Below are 12960 nucleotides of genomic sequence, written 5' to 3'. Positions count from 1 at the left end.
GCAGGCCCTGGATTCAGTCTTCTCGCGGCCGCTTGAATGGGGAGTGGCTTTCCAGCTCTCCCAGATAGTCCGTCACCGCCGCTGTTTCCTCATCCAGGAAGTTCTGGATCGCGTCCGCGAAGCCGGGATGCGCGACCCAATGCGCCGACCACGTGGGCGTGGGCAGCAGCCCGCGCGCCATCTTGTGCTCGCCCTGCGCGCCGCCCTCGAAGCGTGCGATGCCATGGGCGATGCAATAGGCGATGGACTGCATGTAGCAAGTCTCGAAGTGCAGCCCAGGCACGTATTCGGTCGCGCCCCAGTAGCGGCCATAGAGCGCGTCGCCGCCCGCCAGGTTCAACGCCGCCGCCACCGGCTGGCCGTCGCGCTCCGCCAGGATCAGCACAAAGGCCTCGGCCTGTTCGCGCTGCGCGCGGCGGAAGAATTCGTGGCTCAGGTAGGGCGGATTGCCATGGCTGAAGTAGGTGCGGCAATAGCATTCATAGAAGAAGTCCAGCTCGGCCGCGCCGATCGCGGCGCCGCGCAGCCAGCGGTACGAGAGCCCGGTAGCCGCGACCTTCTTGCGGTCCTGGCGGATCTTCTTGCGCTTGTCGTGGCTCATCGTGGCCAGAAAGGCGTCGAAGTCGGCATAACCCGGATTGGTCCAGTGGAACTGCACGCTTTCGCGGATCATGAAGCCGGCCTCGCGCAGCGCCTGCATGTCGATGTCCGACGGGAACAGCAGGTGCAGCGAGGAGACCTTGATCTCTTCGGCGAAGGCGACCAGCCCGCGCACCAGCGTGGCGCGGTCTTCATCGTTGCCTGCCAGCAGCCTGGGGCCGGTCACCGGCGTGAAGGGAATGGCCGAGAGCAGCTTGGGGTAGTAGCGCAGCCCGTGGCGCTGGAAGGCGTCGGCCCAGGCGTAGTCGAACACATACTCGCCGCGCGAATGCGACTTCAGGTACAGCGGCGCGGCCGCGGCCAACGCGCCGTCTCGCCACAACGCCAGGTAATGCGGCGCCCATCCGGTCTGGGGCGTGGCGCAGCCGGTTTCGTGCAGCGCGCGCAGGAAGGCATGGCGCAGGAAGGGCTGGTCTCCCGCCAGCGCGTCCCATTGCTGGGCGTCGATGCGGGACAGGTCGGTCTCTATGGTCAGGCGCAGGGAATCCATGGCTGAATGATAAAGTCTCCGGGTATGCGCGAGGCCTGCGGCCCCAGCGTTTTCACGGGATTTCGGGCGGGCTTGAGGCCGCCCGCACAGAGAAGCATATGGACAGCAATACGACGCCCGCCGCGGCCGGGCACGCTCAGGATTGCCTGCGCGGGCAGGCGCTGGCGGCCCTGGCCGCCACGGCGTGGCAGGACAAGCTGGTGGCGGTGCGCGCCATTTCGGATGAGGCGGTGCTGGACTGCGGGCGGGTGTTCGCGCCCACGGCCGGGTTGCCGGGCCGCCCGCCGTTGCCGCAGATGGTGCCCCCGGCCCAGGTCAAGCAGCGCTCCATGGCCACGCAGGAAGGGCGCGCGGCGCTGCTGCACGCGTTGGCGCACATAGAGTTCAATGCCATCAACCTGGCGCTGGACATCATCTGGCGCTTCGCCGGCATGCCGCAAGCCTTCTACCGCGACTGGCTACGGGTGGCGCGCGAAGAGGCCTATCACTTCGATCTGCTCAGGCAGCGCCTGGCCGTCATGGGCCACGCCTATGGCGACTTCCCCGCGCACAACGGCCTGTGGGACATGGCGCAACGCACGCAGACAGATCTGCTGGCGCGCCTGGCGCTGGTGCCGCGCACGCTGGAAGCGCGTGGCCTGGATGCCTCTCCCGCAATCCGCGCCAAGCTGGCGGGCGCGGGGGACGCGGACAGCGCGGCCATCGTCGACATCATCCTGGCCGACGAGATCGGCCACGTGGCCATCGGCAATCATTGGTACAAGCACCTGTGCGCGCAGATGGGCCAGGATCCCATGGCCTGCTATGCCGAACTGGCGCAGCGCTACGACGCGCCCCGCCTGCGCGGCCCCTTCAACCTGGAGGCGCGCCGCGCCGCCGGATTCGACGACGCCGAGCTTGCCGCATTGCAGGCCGGTTGACTGGACGACATGAGCATCGACAACTCCATCAAGACCTTGCGGACCCGCCCGCTGCGCGCGCTGAGCTGCGCCCTGGCCGGCAGCGCTTTCATCTCACTGGCGGCGCCCGCGGCTTACGCCGCCGACGCGTTCGCGGCCTGCCTGGCGCAATTGCGCGGCCCGGCGCTCAAGGCCGGCGTGTCGGGCGCCACGTTCGATACACAAACCGCGGGGCTCGCGCCTGACATGACGGTGCTGGATCTGCTGGACGCCCAGCCGGAATTCAAGACGCCGATCTGGGACTACATGGCGGCGCTGGTCGACGACGAGCGCGTGGCCGACGGCCAGGCCGGGATGGCGCGCTGGCAGTCCGACCTGGAGCGCGCCGCGTCGCGCTACGGCGTGGACCCGGCCACCATCGCCGCGGTCTGGGGCGTGGAGAGCAACTACGGCCGCACCCTTGGTGGCCGGCCCCTGCTGACTTCGTTGTCCACGCTGTCCTGCTTTGGCCGGCGCCAGGCCTATTTCCGCGGCGAATTCTTTGCCACCCTGAAGATCATCCAGGACGAGCACATCGCGCCCGAGCGTCTGACCGGCTCGTGGGCGGGCGCCTTCGGCCAGACCCAGTTCATGCCCTCGACCTACTTGCGCCTGGCGGTGGATTTCGATGGCGACGGCCGCCGCGACCTGGTCGATAGCGTGCCGGATGCGCTGGCCTCCACGGCCAATTTCCTCAAGCGCGCGGGCTGGAACAGCGCGCTGCATTGGGGTTACGAAGTCCGCCTGCCGGCGGGCCTGGATACCTCGGGCGCGGGCCGCAAGAACAAGCGCGCGATGTCGTACTGGGCCGGGCGCGGGGTCACGCGGGCCGACGGCCAGCCGCTGCCCGCGGGCGACACGCCGGCGGGCCTGCTGCTGCCGGCGGGCCGGGGCGGTCCCGCCTTTCTGGTTACGCGCAATTTCGACGCCCTGTATTCCTACAACGCCGCCGAAAGCTACGCCCTGGCCATCGCCCACCTGTCCGACCGGCTGCGCGGCGGCGGGCCGCTGGCGCAAGCCTGGCCGACCGACGACCCGGGCCTGTCGCGGGCGCAGCGGCGCGAATTGCAACGGCTGCTGATTGCCCGCGGCTATGAGATCGGCGAACCCGATGGCATGATCGGCAAGCGCACCCGCGAGGCCTTGCAGACGGTGCAGCGCGAGCTGGGCCTGCGGCCGGACGGCCGCGCCGGCCTGAAGTCGCTGCAAGCCTTGCAGGCAGGGAAGGGCGCAAACTGACCGGCTGCAATCGACAAGCTTTGCAAAGATGCCGGGTGTCATCCATCAGATGACAGGCAGGGCGGCGGGCATGGGCCTATACTGATTCTCCGATTTTTCAGGAGCACGATGATGAGCCTATTGGATACCTTGGCCTCGATGGCCGGCGGCGGTCAGCAAGGGGGCTCGGCTTCGCTGCTGCCCGCGCTGATCGAGCAACTGAACAAGTACCCGGGCGGCCTCTCCGGCCTGATCGCAAGCTTCCAGAAGGGCGGCTTGAACGAGATCGTGGCCTCGTGGGTGGGCACCGGTCAGAACATGCCTGTCAGCGCCGACCAGCTCGGTTCGGTGCTGGATCCTGGCGTCGTCAACGAACTGGCCGCCAAGACCGGGCAGGACACGGATTCCGTGCTCGGCTCGCTGTCCTCGCTGCTGCCGCAGTTGGTGGACAAGGCCACTCCCAACGGCGAGGTGCAGGGAGAGCAGCAATTCAACCCGGCCGACCTGCTGGCGTCCTTGTCGGGCATCTTCGGCAACCGCGCAGGCTAAGTCCTATCGCCAGGCAGCCCATGCAGGCGTCAGCGCCTGCTTCCACCGGCCGGCGGCGCCTGTTGCAGGGCCTGGGCGTGGCGGCGCTGGCCGCCAGCCTGCCCGCCTGCGCGCCGGCCTGGTCGGTGCAAAGCACCTTCTGGCAACTGTGGCCGAGCCACCTGGAATTGAGTCCGCAGGCCTGGCGCGAGCGCATCGCCGCCATGCACGCGCTGGGATTCCGCGAGATCATCATCCAGTGGGTCGGGGCCAGCGGCGGGGCTCAGCCCTGGCAATTGCCCGCGCCCACGCTGGCGCTGATCTTCGACGAGGCGGAGCGCCTGGGCATGGGGCTGCAGCTGGGCCTGCCCTACGACGAGCGCTGGTGGCGGCAACTGGGCAATCCGGATGACGCGGCGCTGGCCGCTTTCCTGCAGGCCGCGCAGGCGCAGGCGCTGGCCTATGCGCGGGCGTCGGACGCAACCGGGCTTGCGGCGTTCCGCGGCTGGTACATCCCTTATGAAATCGAGCAGCACAGCTGGGCCGCGTCCGGCCGCCAGCCGCGCCTGGTGCAGTGGCTGCGCGAGCTGTCCGATCCGCTCGCGCAACAGACCGGGCGCGCGCCGACCATATCCACCTATCACAGCAAACTGCCGGGAATGCTGAGCCTGGCCGACCTGTGGAGCGGACTGTTGGACGCCGCCAGGCTGAGGCCCATGCTGCAGGATGGGGTAGGCGTGTCCGGCATGGCGGCCTATGAGGCGCTGGAACCTTTGCACCGCATGCTGCTGGCGCGGCGCGCGCCGTTCGACCTGATCGTCGAACTGTTCGAGGAACTGCCGTCCGGACGCCAGGACGGCACTACGTTCAATGCCCGTTCCGCCGATGCCGCGCGCGTGCGCCGGCAGTTGCGCATCGCGCGGCGCTACCGCGCGCAAAGTGTGGTCGCCTTTGCGGCGGATCCCTGGCTGATCGGGCCTACGCCCGAGGCCGAGCGCTTGAGGCGGGAGTGGCCGCTCTAGGCGGCCGATACGCAGGCCGGAAGGGGAAGGGCTAGCGCGGTTGTTGCGCCGCGGCTATGGCCTTGAGCTGCGCGCAGGTCTTTTCCTTGTCGGCCGCGCTCAGCGCGCCCAGCTGCGTCTTGGCCTGGCCGTACGACTGCGAGAAGGCGGCGTCAAAGTCCGCGCCCGACATGCCTTGGGCGCTGGTCGCGGTCTTTTGCTGCTGCTTCATCTGTTCGAGCTGCGCGGCCGAGTAGGCGCCGCAATACTCGGCGGCGGCATGCATCTGGCCGCTCAGCGCAGCCAGGTTGGGCATCTGGCCCGGGGGCATGGCCTGCTGGGCGAGAGCGGCGCCGCTGGCCAGGGTCAGGGCGGCGGCGGCCAGGGCGATACGGGCTTGTTTGATAATCGGCAATTCAATCTCCAACGCGGTGAAGGATGAGGGTTGCACGCGCGGCGATCGCGCTGCCGGCGTGGCGCGGAGCACTATGCCCGATTCATTGTTATAGGCTTATGAACTGATGTAATAGGGTGTATCCATGGCGATGCCGCTCAGTACGACAGCGTCATGTTCATGAACCAGCCCTTGGCGCGGTCGCTTTCGCCGCCGCCTAAGCTGGTGCGGTACTGGACGCCGAAGTCCAGGTAGGAGCGCGGCGCGTTGTAGTGGTCTTCGCGGAACCAGTAGCGTACATTGAAACCGGGGCCCACGCCCAGTGACCACGAAGTGTCATGGTCGGACAGGACCACCGACCCGCTGCCGTAGCCGGGCAGGTCGTCGAGTTTGGCCACGCTCTTCTGCCACAGCCAGTCCGCGCCGATGACTGCATACGGAAACAGCACCAGCTTGTCGCTGATGCTGGTGGCGCGGAAACTGCGGCCCACGCGCAGCTCGCCGGAGAGGAAGGCCTGGTCGCGCTTGAGGCGGCCCGAGGAACTGCCCAGGTCCTGCTGGCGCTGGCCCTTGGCATCCACCGAGTAAGCCGTGTAGCGGGCGCTGTTGTCGTCCCAGGCGTAACCGGCCTGCGCATAGCCTTCGATGGTGAGCCAGCTCGGCACGTCCACGCGTAGTTCGCGGCCCTGGTAATAGCCGTAGGTGACGTAGGACATCCAGCCCCCGGCGTTGCCGTTGAGCTTGTAGCGCGCGACCGCGCTCTGGTCCTGCAGATTGGGGTAGGCGTTGTGGAAGGCCTGTTGCGCGGCGCACTGCACCGCGCTGGATTCGGGGTAGGCGTAGCCCTGGCGGGTGGCGGACCCGAGGAAGAAGCGGCGTTCGATGCCGAAGGTCACGCCGGTATCGGCCAGTAGATAGCGCAGGCCCAGCGCGCCTATGGTGCTGGGGATGCCGGAGGAACTGCTGTTGTTGCGGAAGCGTTCTTCGTTGGAGCGTTCATCGGGCGTGCTTGCGCCCGTGCAGGGGTCGACGTTCCTGCGCGACTCGTAGGTGCTGCCGCTGTCGTACAGCGTGTTGGAGCTGCGCGCATAGGCTTCCAGCATGCCCCAGCGGTTGTTCAGCTGCGGCGGACGCCAGAAGATTTCAGCAGTACTGAATACCACGTCGCCAGGGGTGTTGATGGCGGCGCCGCCCAGGCTGGAACTGGCGGGACGCGCGCCTCGGTACGACGCCGAGAACGAGCCGCCCCATTCGCGCGACAGCGCGGCCACGCCGCTGCGCGTGTTGTAGCGTTCCAGCGGCGTCAGGCCCAGTTGGCCGGCATCGTCCATGTCGATGGCCTGCTTGAGCGAGTCGGTGGCGGCGCGGTTGTCGCCCATCGCGGATTGCGCATAGGCCTGGTCCAGGATCAGGCGCGGCGGCGCCTGGCCGGTCGCACGCGCCGCCGCGAAGTCCGATACCGCCCCTGCCGGCTGGCCCAGGCGCTGGCGCGCGTAGCCGCGCTGCGCGAGCAACTGGGCCGAGTCCGGCTGGCGGGCGATGGCGTCGCTCAAGCGCGCTTCCGCTTCGGCGGCTTGGGCCTTGGTGCCCGCGGCCAGCGTGGTCGTCAACAGCTGGGCGTAGCTTTCGTTGTCGGGCGCTTCGGCCACGGCCTGGCGGGCCAGGACGATGGCTTCCTGGTACGCGCCCTTGTCGTAGGCGGCATAGGCGCCGGTGGCGGCCACGCTGCCCGGGGCTGGCGCGGCGGGCGCCTGGCTCGCGGCGAGCTGTTTCTGGAAGGCCTGTTGCCTGGCCTGCAGCGCGGCCTTGTTGGGCGCGCCCAGCGCCAGCGCCGTGTCGACGGCCTGGCTGGCGGCTTCGTAGCGCTGCTGGGCGCCCAGCGATTCCACCCACAGCAAGGCCCATTCGCCCTGCCTGGGCACGGCGCGGAAGGCGCGCTCGGCGCCCGCGGCGGCGGCTGCGTAGTCCTGGCGTCCATAGTCCGCATAGGCGCGTGCCGCCACGGGGTAAGCGCGCTGGTACGGCGTCTGCGGCGCGGGCTTGCGGACGGGGGGCGACGCTTGCGCCTGAACCTGTGCCTGTGCCGGCGTTTGCGCCGCGGGTTGCGCGGGCGTTGCTGCCACGGCGGGCGGACGCTGCAGGTTGGCCTTGGCCTGGCGCAGCTCAGGCGTGCCCAAACCGTCGGCGATGGCCGCGTCGGCCGCGCGCGCGGCCTCCTGGCGCTTGCCCTGTTTTTCCAGGGCGTACACCAGCAGCAGACGCAGGCGGGCCACATCCGGCCGCAGGCGGATCGCGTTTTCCGCCATGACCTGGGCGGTTTCGTAATGGCCGGCGTCGTACTGCTTGTAGGCCTGGTCGGCCAGTTGGTAGGCGTCGCCTTCCAGCGGACGTTCGGCTGCGGCGGCAGGTTGCGCGGCGGCTTCGGGAGCCGCCGCCGTGCACAGCAGCATGGCGGTGAAAGCCAGCGAACGGGAAATAACGGTCATGGAGGAGAGGGCCTGTGCGATAGCGGGTCCGCGGGGTGCTCGGTTTGCGTTGGGGCGCCTTGCTGGAACGACAGCGCTTCATGCAAGGTCTTTTCGTCCAGCCAGCCCTGTTCCATCAGGATTTCGCCCAGCGGCCGCTTCTCGCGCGCCTGGATCTCCAGCGCCTGTTCCAGCATCTGGTGGTCGATCGCCTGCCAGGACAGCAGCAGGTCGCCCAGGCGCTGGCGTTGCTGCGCCAACTGGTCGGTGGACGGGAAGTCATGCATGGTCTTGTCCCAGGCCAGCCGCTTGCCTGTGATCAGGTGGCCGATGAACAGGCGCCAGGCCCGCGCCGCTGCCATGGCGTTGATGAAGTTGCCGACGATCATGCGCGGCATGGACAGCAGCGCATGTTCCCAGCCGTACATGCGGCCGACGAAGTATGCGCGCTGCACCACGCGCAGCAGCAGCGCCCCCGCGTTCAGCCACATCAGCGTCACCAGCCAGCCGCCAGGGCGGAAGTACGAGGGGTAGTAGACCTTCCACCAGCCGAAACGGTCGGCCAGGTAGAAGAGGAAGAAGTTGGCCAGCAGCAGATAGGCCAGGATCGCGATGAACGAGGTGAACAGGCCCTTGCGGTCGCGGAACAGCAGATACTTGGTCGCCAGCGATCCCGTCCATCCCACCTGCTGCCAGCCTTGCAGGCCGATGCCCAGCGTCCAGCGGGCCTTTTGCCGGTAAGCGGTGCGGAAGGTATTGGGGAAGTACTCGCGCACCCCCAGCGGCATCTTGATGGCCGAGACTTTCTCCCGCCCCAGGCCGAACCAGGCGCGGCGGCGGGTCACGTACTCGACCTCGAACTTGCCGAAGATCTGGCGCATGCCGCGCTGGGCCAGCCGCGCGCCGATGTCGTAATCCTCGGTCAGCGTGTCGGTATTGAAGGGCTGGTTGTTCGTCTCCGCCGCCAGCACCTCCAAGGCATGGCGCGAGAAGCAGGTGCCCACGCCGGCGGACGGCACCATCCTGGACAGGCTTTCGCGCACCACCAGGTCCTTGGTGTGCCACTCGGCGAATTCGTCCATGTAGGTGCCGGCGACCAGCTCGTGCCATTCCCGTTCCAGCGAGGTCACCGGCAACTGGATGAAGTCGATGCGCGGCAGCAGGTAGTTGTAGTACTTCAGTTCCAGCGGGTGCAGCACGTCTTCGCTGTCGTGCAGGATTACGCCGGCGTAGGGCTCGGGCTGCAGCGCGTTCTGCGCGAAGATGGCCTGCACGATCCAGTTCAGGCAGTCGGCCTTGCAGGTCGGTCCGTCGTGCGGCACTTCCACGCGTATCAGCTGGCGGTAGCGGCGCCGCATGCGCTCTACTTCCTTGATGGTGCGCTCGTCGTTCTGGTAGGTGCCGGCGAAGATCGTGTAGTTCTTGTATTCCAGCGTGGACACCATGTTTTCCAGCATGGGGGCGATCACGTCGTACTCCAGCCAGGCAGGCACCATGATCGCCAGCGGCTGTTCCTGCTTGGCGCGCAGCTGTTCCGCGGTCAGCGCCGCATACTGGCGCTTGACCGTCAGTCCGCGGCGCAGTTCGCGCAGCCAGAACCAGCCGTCGATGAACAGGTCGTCCAGGCTGGACAGCAGGATGATGACGCCGACCACCGCCGTCACGATCTCCAGGCCGCGGTAGTAGTCGGCGATGAGGTAGGGCCAGTAAAGCGAGGACATGGCGTCTCCGGATTACTTGCTGTCCTTGTTCTTCCTGCGGCTGACGCGCAAGGCGGCGATCAGGATCAGGAGCAGGATCAACAGGCCCACGCTCAGGGCCGGCACGCTCCACGACAGGTAGTTGCGCCACTCGAAGAAGGCGCTCGCGCCCGCGCCCGGCGGCTGGCCGGCGGCGGGGTTGGCGCTGTCGATCCAGGCCAGCGGCCCTGCCGCGCCGATGATGGCGATGTTGCCGCGGTTCAGCACGAAGGGCGTCTGCGGCATGGCCGGGCGCTGCCCCAGCGTGTGCCACAGCAGGCCGTCCTGGCCTCCGGCGCGCACCACTTCGGCTGTACTCAGATTTTCCAGCCCGGAAATGTCCAGCCAGGGCGCGCTCTTGCCGTCCACCGTCAGCTGCTTGCGGTCCGTGACCTTGACCATGGGCTTGGCGCCGTCCACGGCGACTTCCATCGCGACGAATGGGCCGCCGGGCTTGGCCGTCTGGCCCGCCGGCGTGAGCGACAGCGCCGCGCGCGTGGCCGACAGGCCGCTGGCCGTGGCGATGCCGATGACGCGTTGCAGGCTGGCGGGCGCGTCGGCCAGATAGGTGTCGGGGACCAGCAGCTGAGGACTGCCGGCCAGCAGCGGCAGCAGCCCCACGAAGGTGCCATCGGGCTGCGCGCGGCCCGGCTTCACGTAGCTGGTGGGCAGCACGTTCACCGGATAGCCTTGCGGGATTTCGTTGCAATCCACCGATACCGGCTGGCGCTGGAAGGTGACGCGCACCGCGTTGTTCAGGCCCAGGGCGTAGCCGGGCACGCGCGCCGTGAGGCGCTCGGGATGGCCGTCGGCGTCCATCTGTTTGGCGGCCAGCAGAATGCCGTTCCAGAACACGGAGGCGACCGGGCGCGTGGCGGAGGCGCCGGGCGCGGCGGCCAGGTCCATGACCAGTTCGTCCGGCATGCTGCCGTCGGCGGAAACGGCGGCCAGCGCGAATGTGGCGTTCCAGTCGCCGCGCGCGACCACGTCGAAGCTGGCGGACGATCCGCCCAGCGCCGTCAAACGCATGCCGTCCTCGCCCGAGGCTTGCGGCGGCTCGGCCGCCTTGACCTGCGCCTGGCGCGTGACCAGGATGCGGCGCCAGGCCGTGTCGAAGGCGCCCGCGCCTTGCGCGCCGGCATCGGCGGCCACCGCGATCACCGCCTGCCGGCCCAGCGGCGCCAGGCGGATCTCCTTGGATGGCAGGTCCTGGCCGGCCAGCGGCATGCGCCGCTGGCGCCATGCCTTGAAGGCCTCCGCGGCGTCGGCGTCCTGCGCCAATTGCGCCTGCAAGGCGTCCAGCGCCTCGCTGTAGCGGGCGCGCAGCGCGGCGTCCGCGATCACCACGTCGCCGCTGACCGCGGGGGCGCCCATGACCAGCAGCGCGCCGATCTCGGCGGGGCTGGCCAGCTTGTGCTTGTCATTGCCCGCCAGGGCCGCGAACGCAGGCACCTGCCCAAGTCCGTTCGGCGCCTGCAGGCCGCGGGTGTCGATCTCGTCGCCCACAGTTGGGAAGGCTCTCACCGCGACCCGTTTGCCGCTGCGCTCCATCGCCACGCCCATGCGCCAGGCGCTGTCGAACGCCTGCTGGTCGAGCTTGGCGCCCGCCACCATCAGCACCGGTTTGCCGGGCAGGGTGCTCCAGGCCTCGTCCAGGCTGCCGATGGCCGAGGCGTCGTAGCGGTAGCTCAGGCGTGTGCGCGGCGAAATCATCAGGGCGTTGGCGGTGGCGCGGTTGCTCTCGCACTGGCGCTGCGCGATCTCCGATTGCCAGTCCACCGCCAGGCGCACGAAGCCCGTGTCGCGCACGCGCTGCTCCACGTTCAGCTTGCGCGTGGCCGATCCCTCGCCGTCGGCGATGCGCTGCGCGGTCTGCGGCACGCCGTCCACCCACAGCACCATGCTGGCGCGGCCTGGTTCGCCCTTGATGTAGCGCGCGTCGAAGTCCAGCGTGGCATCGGCTATCGGCACGCCGCGGGGGACCGGCAGGTAGAACTCCTGGCGCGCGTCGCTATTGCTCAGCACCACGGGCTCGCGGATGCCCAGATCCTCCAGGCTGGTGTCGCGCGTGACCCAGTCGTCGCCCAGCAAGCGCCGCAAGGCGTCGCCCGCGGGACTGGCCATCGCTCCCAAGGGGAGCAGCAACCCGGCGGCGATCAGGGCGCGGCAAAGGGTGCGGGCGGCATGGGAATGCGGGGCATGGGGCATGGAGGCTCCGGTGGTGGGGACTGGGGCGGCTAGCGGGCCGCGGCAGGCGCCTGAGGCGAAAACTCGGTGACGGCGCGGCCGCAGAGCGCGTCGACGATGCGCTGGCTGGCGAGGCCGTCGCCATAGGGATTGATGCGGCGCGAGAAAGCGGCGTGCAGTTCAGGGTGGTCGAGCAGGCGGTTCACTTCGGCCAGGATGCGCTGCGTGTCGGTGCCGACCAGCGTCACGGTGCCGGCCTGCACGGCCTCCGGGCGCTCGGTGACGTCGCGCATCACCAGCACCGGCTTGCCCAGGTAGGGCGCTTCTTCCTGCACGCCGCCCGAGTCGGTCAGTATCAGGTAGGCGCGCTGCATGAACCAGACGAAGTCCAGGTAATCCAGCGGGGCGATCAGGTGCACGCGCGACAGGCCGTCCAGCTGCGCCATTACTACGTTGCGCACTTGCGGATTCAGGTGCACGGGATAGACGATCTGCAGATCCTCGCGCCGCGCCAGTTCGGCCAGGGCGGCGCAGATATGCCGGAAGCCGTCGCCGAAGCTTTCGCGCCGGTGCCCGGTGACCAGCAACAGGCGGCGCTGCGGATCCAGCCAGCCGTAGCGTGTCGCCAGTTGCTGCGCCAGCGCGCCCTCGGGGGCGAGCTTGCCGCAGGTCAGGGCCAGCGCGTCGATCACGGTATTGCCGGTGACGGTGATGCGCCCCGACAGGTTTTCGCGCAGCAGGTTGGCGCGCGATTGCGCCGTGGGCGCAAACAGCCAGTCGCCCACCGCATCGACCACGCGGCGGTTCATTTCCTCGGGGAAGGGCTTGGCCAGATCGCCGGTGCGCAGGCCGGCTTCGACGTGGCCGATGCGCGCGCGGCGGTGGAAAGAGGCCAGCGCGCAGGCCGACGCGGTGCTGGTGTCGCCATGGACGAGCACGCAATCGGGCTGCTCCGCCTCCAGCACGCTGTCCACCCGGCTGATCAGCCGCGCGTACAGGCCGTTGAGCGTCTGGTTGGGCACCATGATGTCCAGGTCGTGCTGCGCCCGCAGATCGAACAAGGCCATCACCTGATCCAGCATCTCGCGATGCTGGCCCGTCACGCAGACGACGCTCTGGATCCGGGGTTCGCCTTGCAACGCGGCCACCAGGGGCGCCATCTTGATCGCTTCGGGACGGGTCCCGAATATGGAAAGGACTTTCATCGCAAGAACGGGCCCCCTACGCCGGTGGCATTTTCTTGCGTAGATTATGGATTGAAAGTAATCGTAATATGTGACGGTTTATTTCATAAAAGGGCGGTTGTCGGCGAATGTGGGGGCAATCTGTTGCTTTCGCGC

At 68.6% G+C, this 12960-nt stretch carries 10 protein-coding genes; 4 read left to right on the top strand and 6 right to left on the bottom strand.

All coding sequences use genetic code 11. The features are described 5' to 3' along the window. Positions 1 to 13: 13 nt before the first annotated feature. Positions 14 to 1150: a GNAT family N-acetyltransferase gene (locus AC3WOB_RS08740; protein WP_492274763.1), complete on the bottom strand. Its 1137-nt coding sequence runs from the start codon at positions 1148 to 1150 to the stop codon at positions 14 to 16. A gap of 98 nt (positions 1151 to 1248) precedes the next feature. Between AC3WOB_RS08740 and AC3WOB_RS08735 the strand changes: the two genes are divergently transcribed. The 4 genes from AC3WOB_RS08735 to AC3WOB_RS08720 all read left to right on the top strand — a co-directional run bounded on the left by AC3WOB_RS08735 (position 1249) and on the right by AC3WOB_RS08720 (position 4856). After that, positions 1249 to 2070 (top strand): ferritin-like domain-containing protein, encoded by an 822-nt coding sequence (locus AC3WOB_RS08735; protein ID WP_492274762.1) that lies wholly within the window; start codon positions 1249 to 1251, stop codon positions 2068 to 2070. A gap of 27 nt (positions 2071 to 2097) precedes the next feature. Then, the gene (locus AC3WOB_RS08730; RefSeq protein ID WP_492274958.1) at positions 2098 to 3327 is read left to right on the top strand and encodes a lytic murein transglycosylase; all 1230 of its coding nucleotides are present in this window, start codon (positions 2098 to 2100) and stop codon (positions 3325 to 3327) included. A 111-nt stretch (positions 3328 to 3438) separates the two neighbouring features. Next, a complete protein-coding gene (locus tag AC3WOB_RS08725; protein ID WP_041652833.1) occupies positions 3439 to 3855 on the top strand; it encodes a YidB family protein in 417 nt (138 codons plus the stop codon). Positions 3856 to 3875: 20 nt separating this feature from the next. Beyond that, positions 3876 to 4856, top strand: coding sequence for a DUF4434 domain-containing protein (locus tag AC3WOB_RS08720; RefSeq protein WP_492274761.1), 981 nt, complete (start codon positions 3876 to 3878; stop codon positions 4854 to 4856). A 31-nt stretch (positions 4857 to 4887) separates the two neighbouring features. Here AC3WOB_RS08720 and AC3WOB_RS08715 read toward each other — a convergent pair whose 3' ends face one another. From AC3WOB_RS08715 to wecB, 5 genes are all read right to left on the bottom strand, one after another. Next, the gene (locus AC3WOB_RS08715; protein WP_492274760.1) at positions 4888 to 5250 is read right to left on the bottom strand and encodes a hypothetical protein; all 363 of its coding nucleotides are present in this window, start codon (positions 5248 to 5250) and stop codon (positions 4888 to 4890) included. Between the two features lie 137 nt (positions 5251 to 5387). After that, the gene (locus AC3WOB_RS08710; RefSeq protein WP_492274759.1) at positions 5388 to 7715 is read right to left on the bottom strand and encodes an NfrA family protein; all 2328 of its coding nucleotides are present in this window, start codon (positions 7713 to 7715) and stop codon (positions 5388 to 5390) included. Continuing rightward, complete coding sequence (locus AC3WOB_RS08705) at positions 7712 to 9415, bottom strand: glycosyl transferase family protein (RefSeq protein ID WP_492274758.1); 1704 nt, start codon at positions 9413 to 9415, stop codon at positions 7712 to 7714. Before AC3WOB_RS08705 ends, AC3WOB_RS08710 begins: the two co-directional genes overlap by 4 nt. 12 nt (positions 9416 to 9427) lie before the next feature. Continuing rightward, positions 9428 to 11641 carry a hypothetical protein gene (locus tag AC3WOB_RS08700; protein ID WP_492274757.1) on the bottom strand — a complete coding sequence of 738 codons (2214 nt, stop codon included), beginning with the start codon at positions 11639 to 11641 and terminating at the stop codon, positions 9428 to 9430. Between the two features lie 29 nt (positions 11642 to 11670). Further along, the gene (gene wecB, locus AC3WOB_RS08695) at positions 11671 to 12825 is read right to left on the bottom strand and encodes a non-hydrolyzing UDP-N-acetylglucosamine 2-epimerase (protein WP_013392367.1); all 1155 of its coding nucleotides are present in this window, start codon (positions 12823 to 12825) and stop codon (positions 11671 to 11673) included. Positions 12826 to 12960: the final 135 nt, after the last annotated feature.

Source organism: Achromobacter sp. FW305-C-30-7 (assembly GCF_058783105.1).
This window is presented reverse-complemented; position numbering and strand designations above follow the sequence as displayed.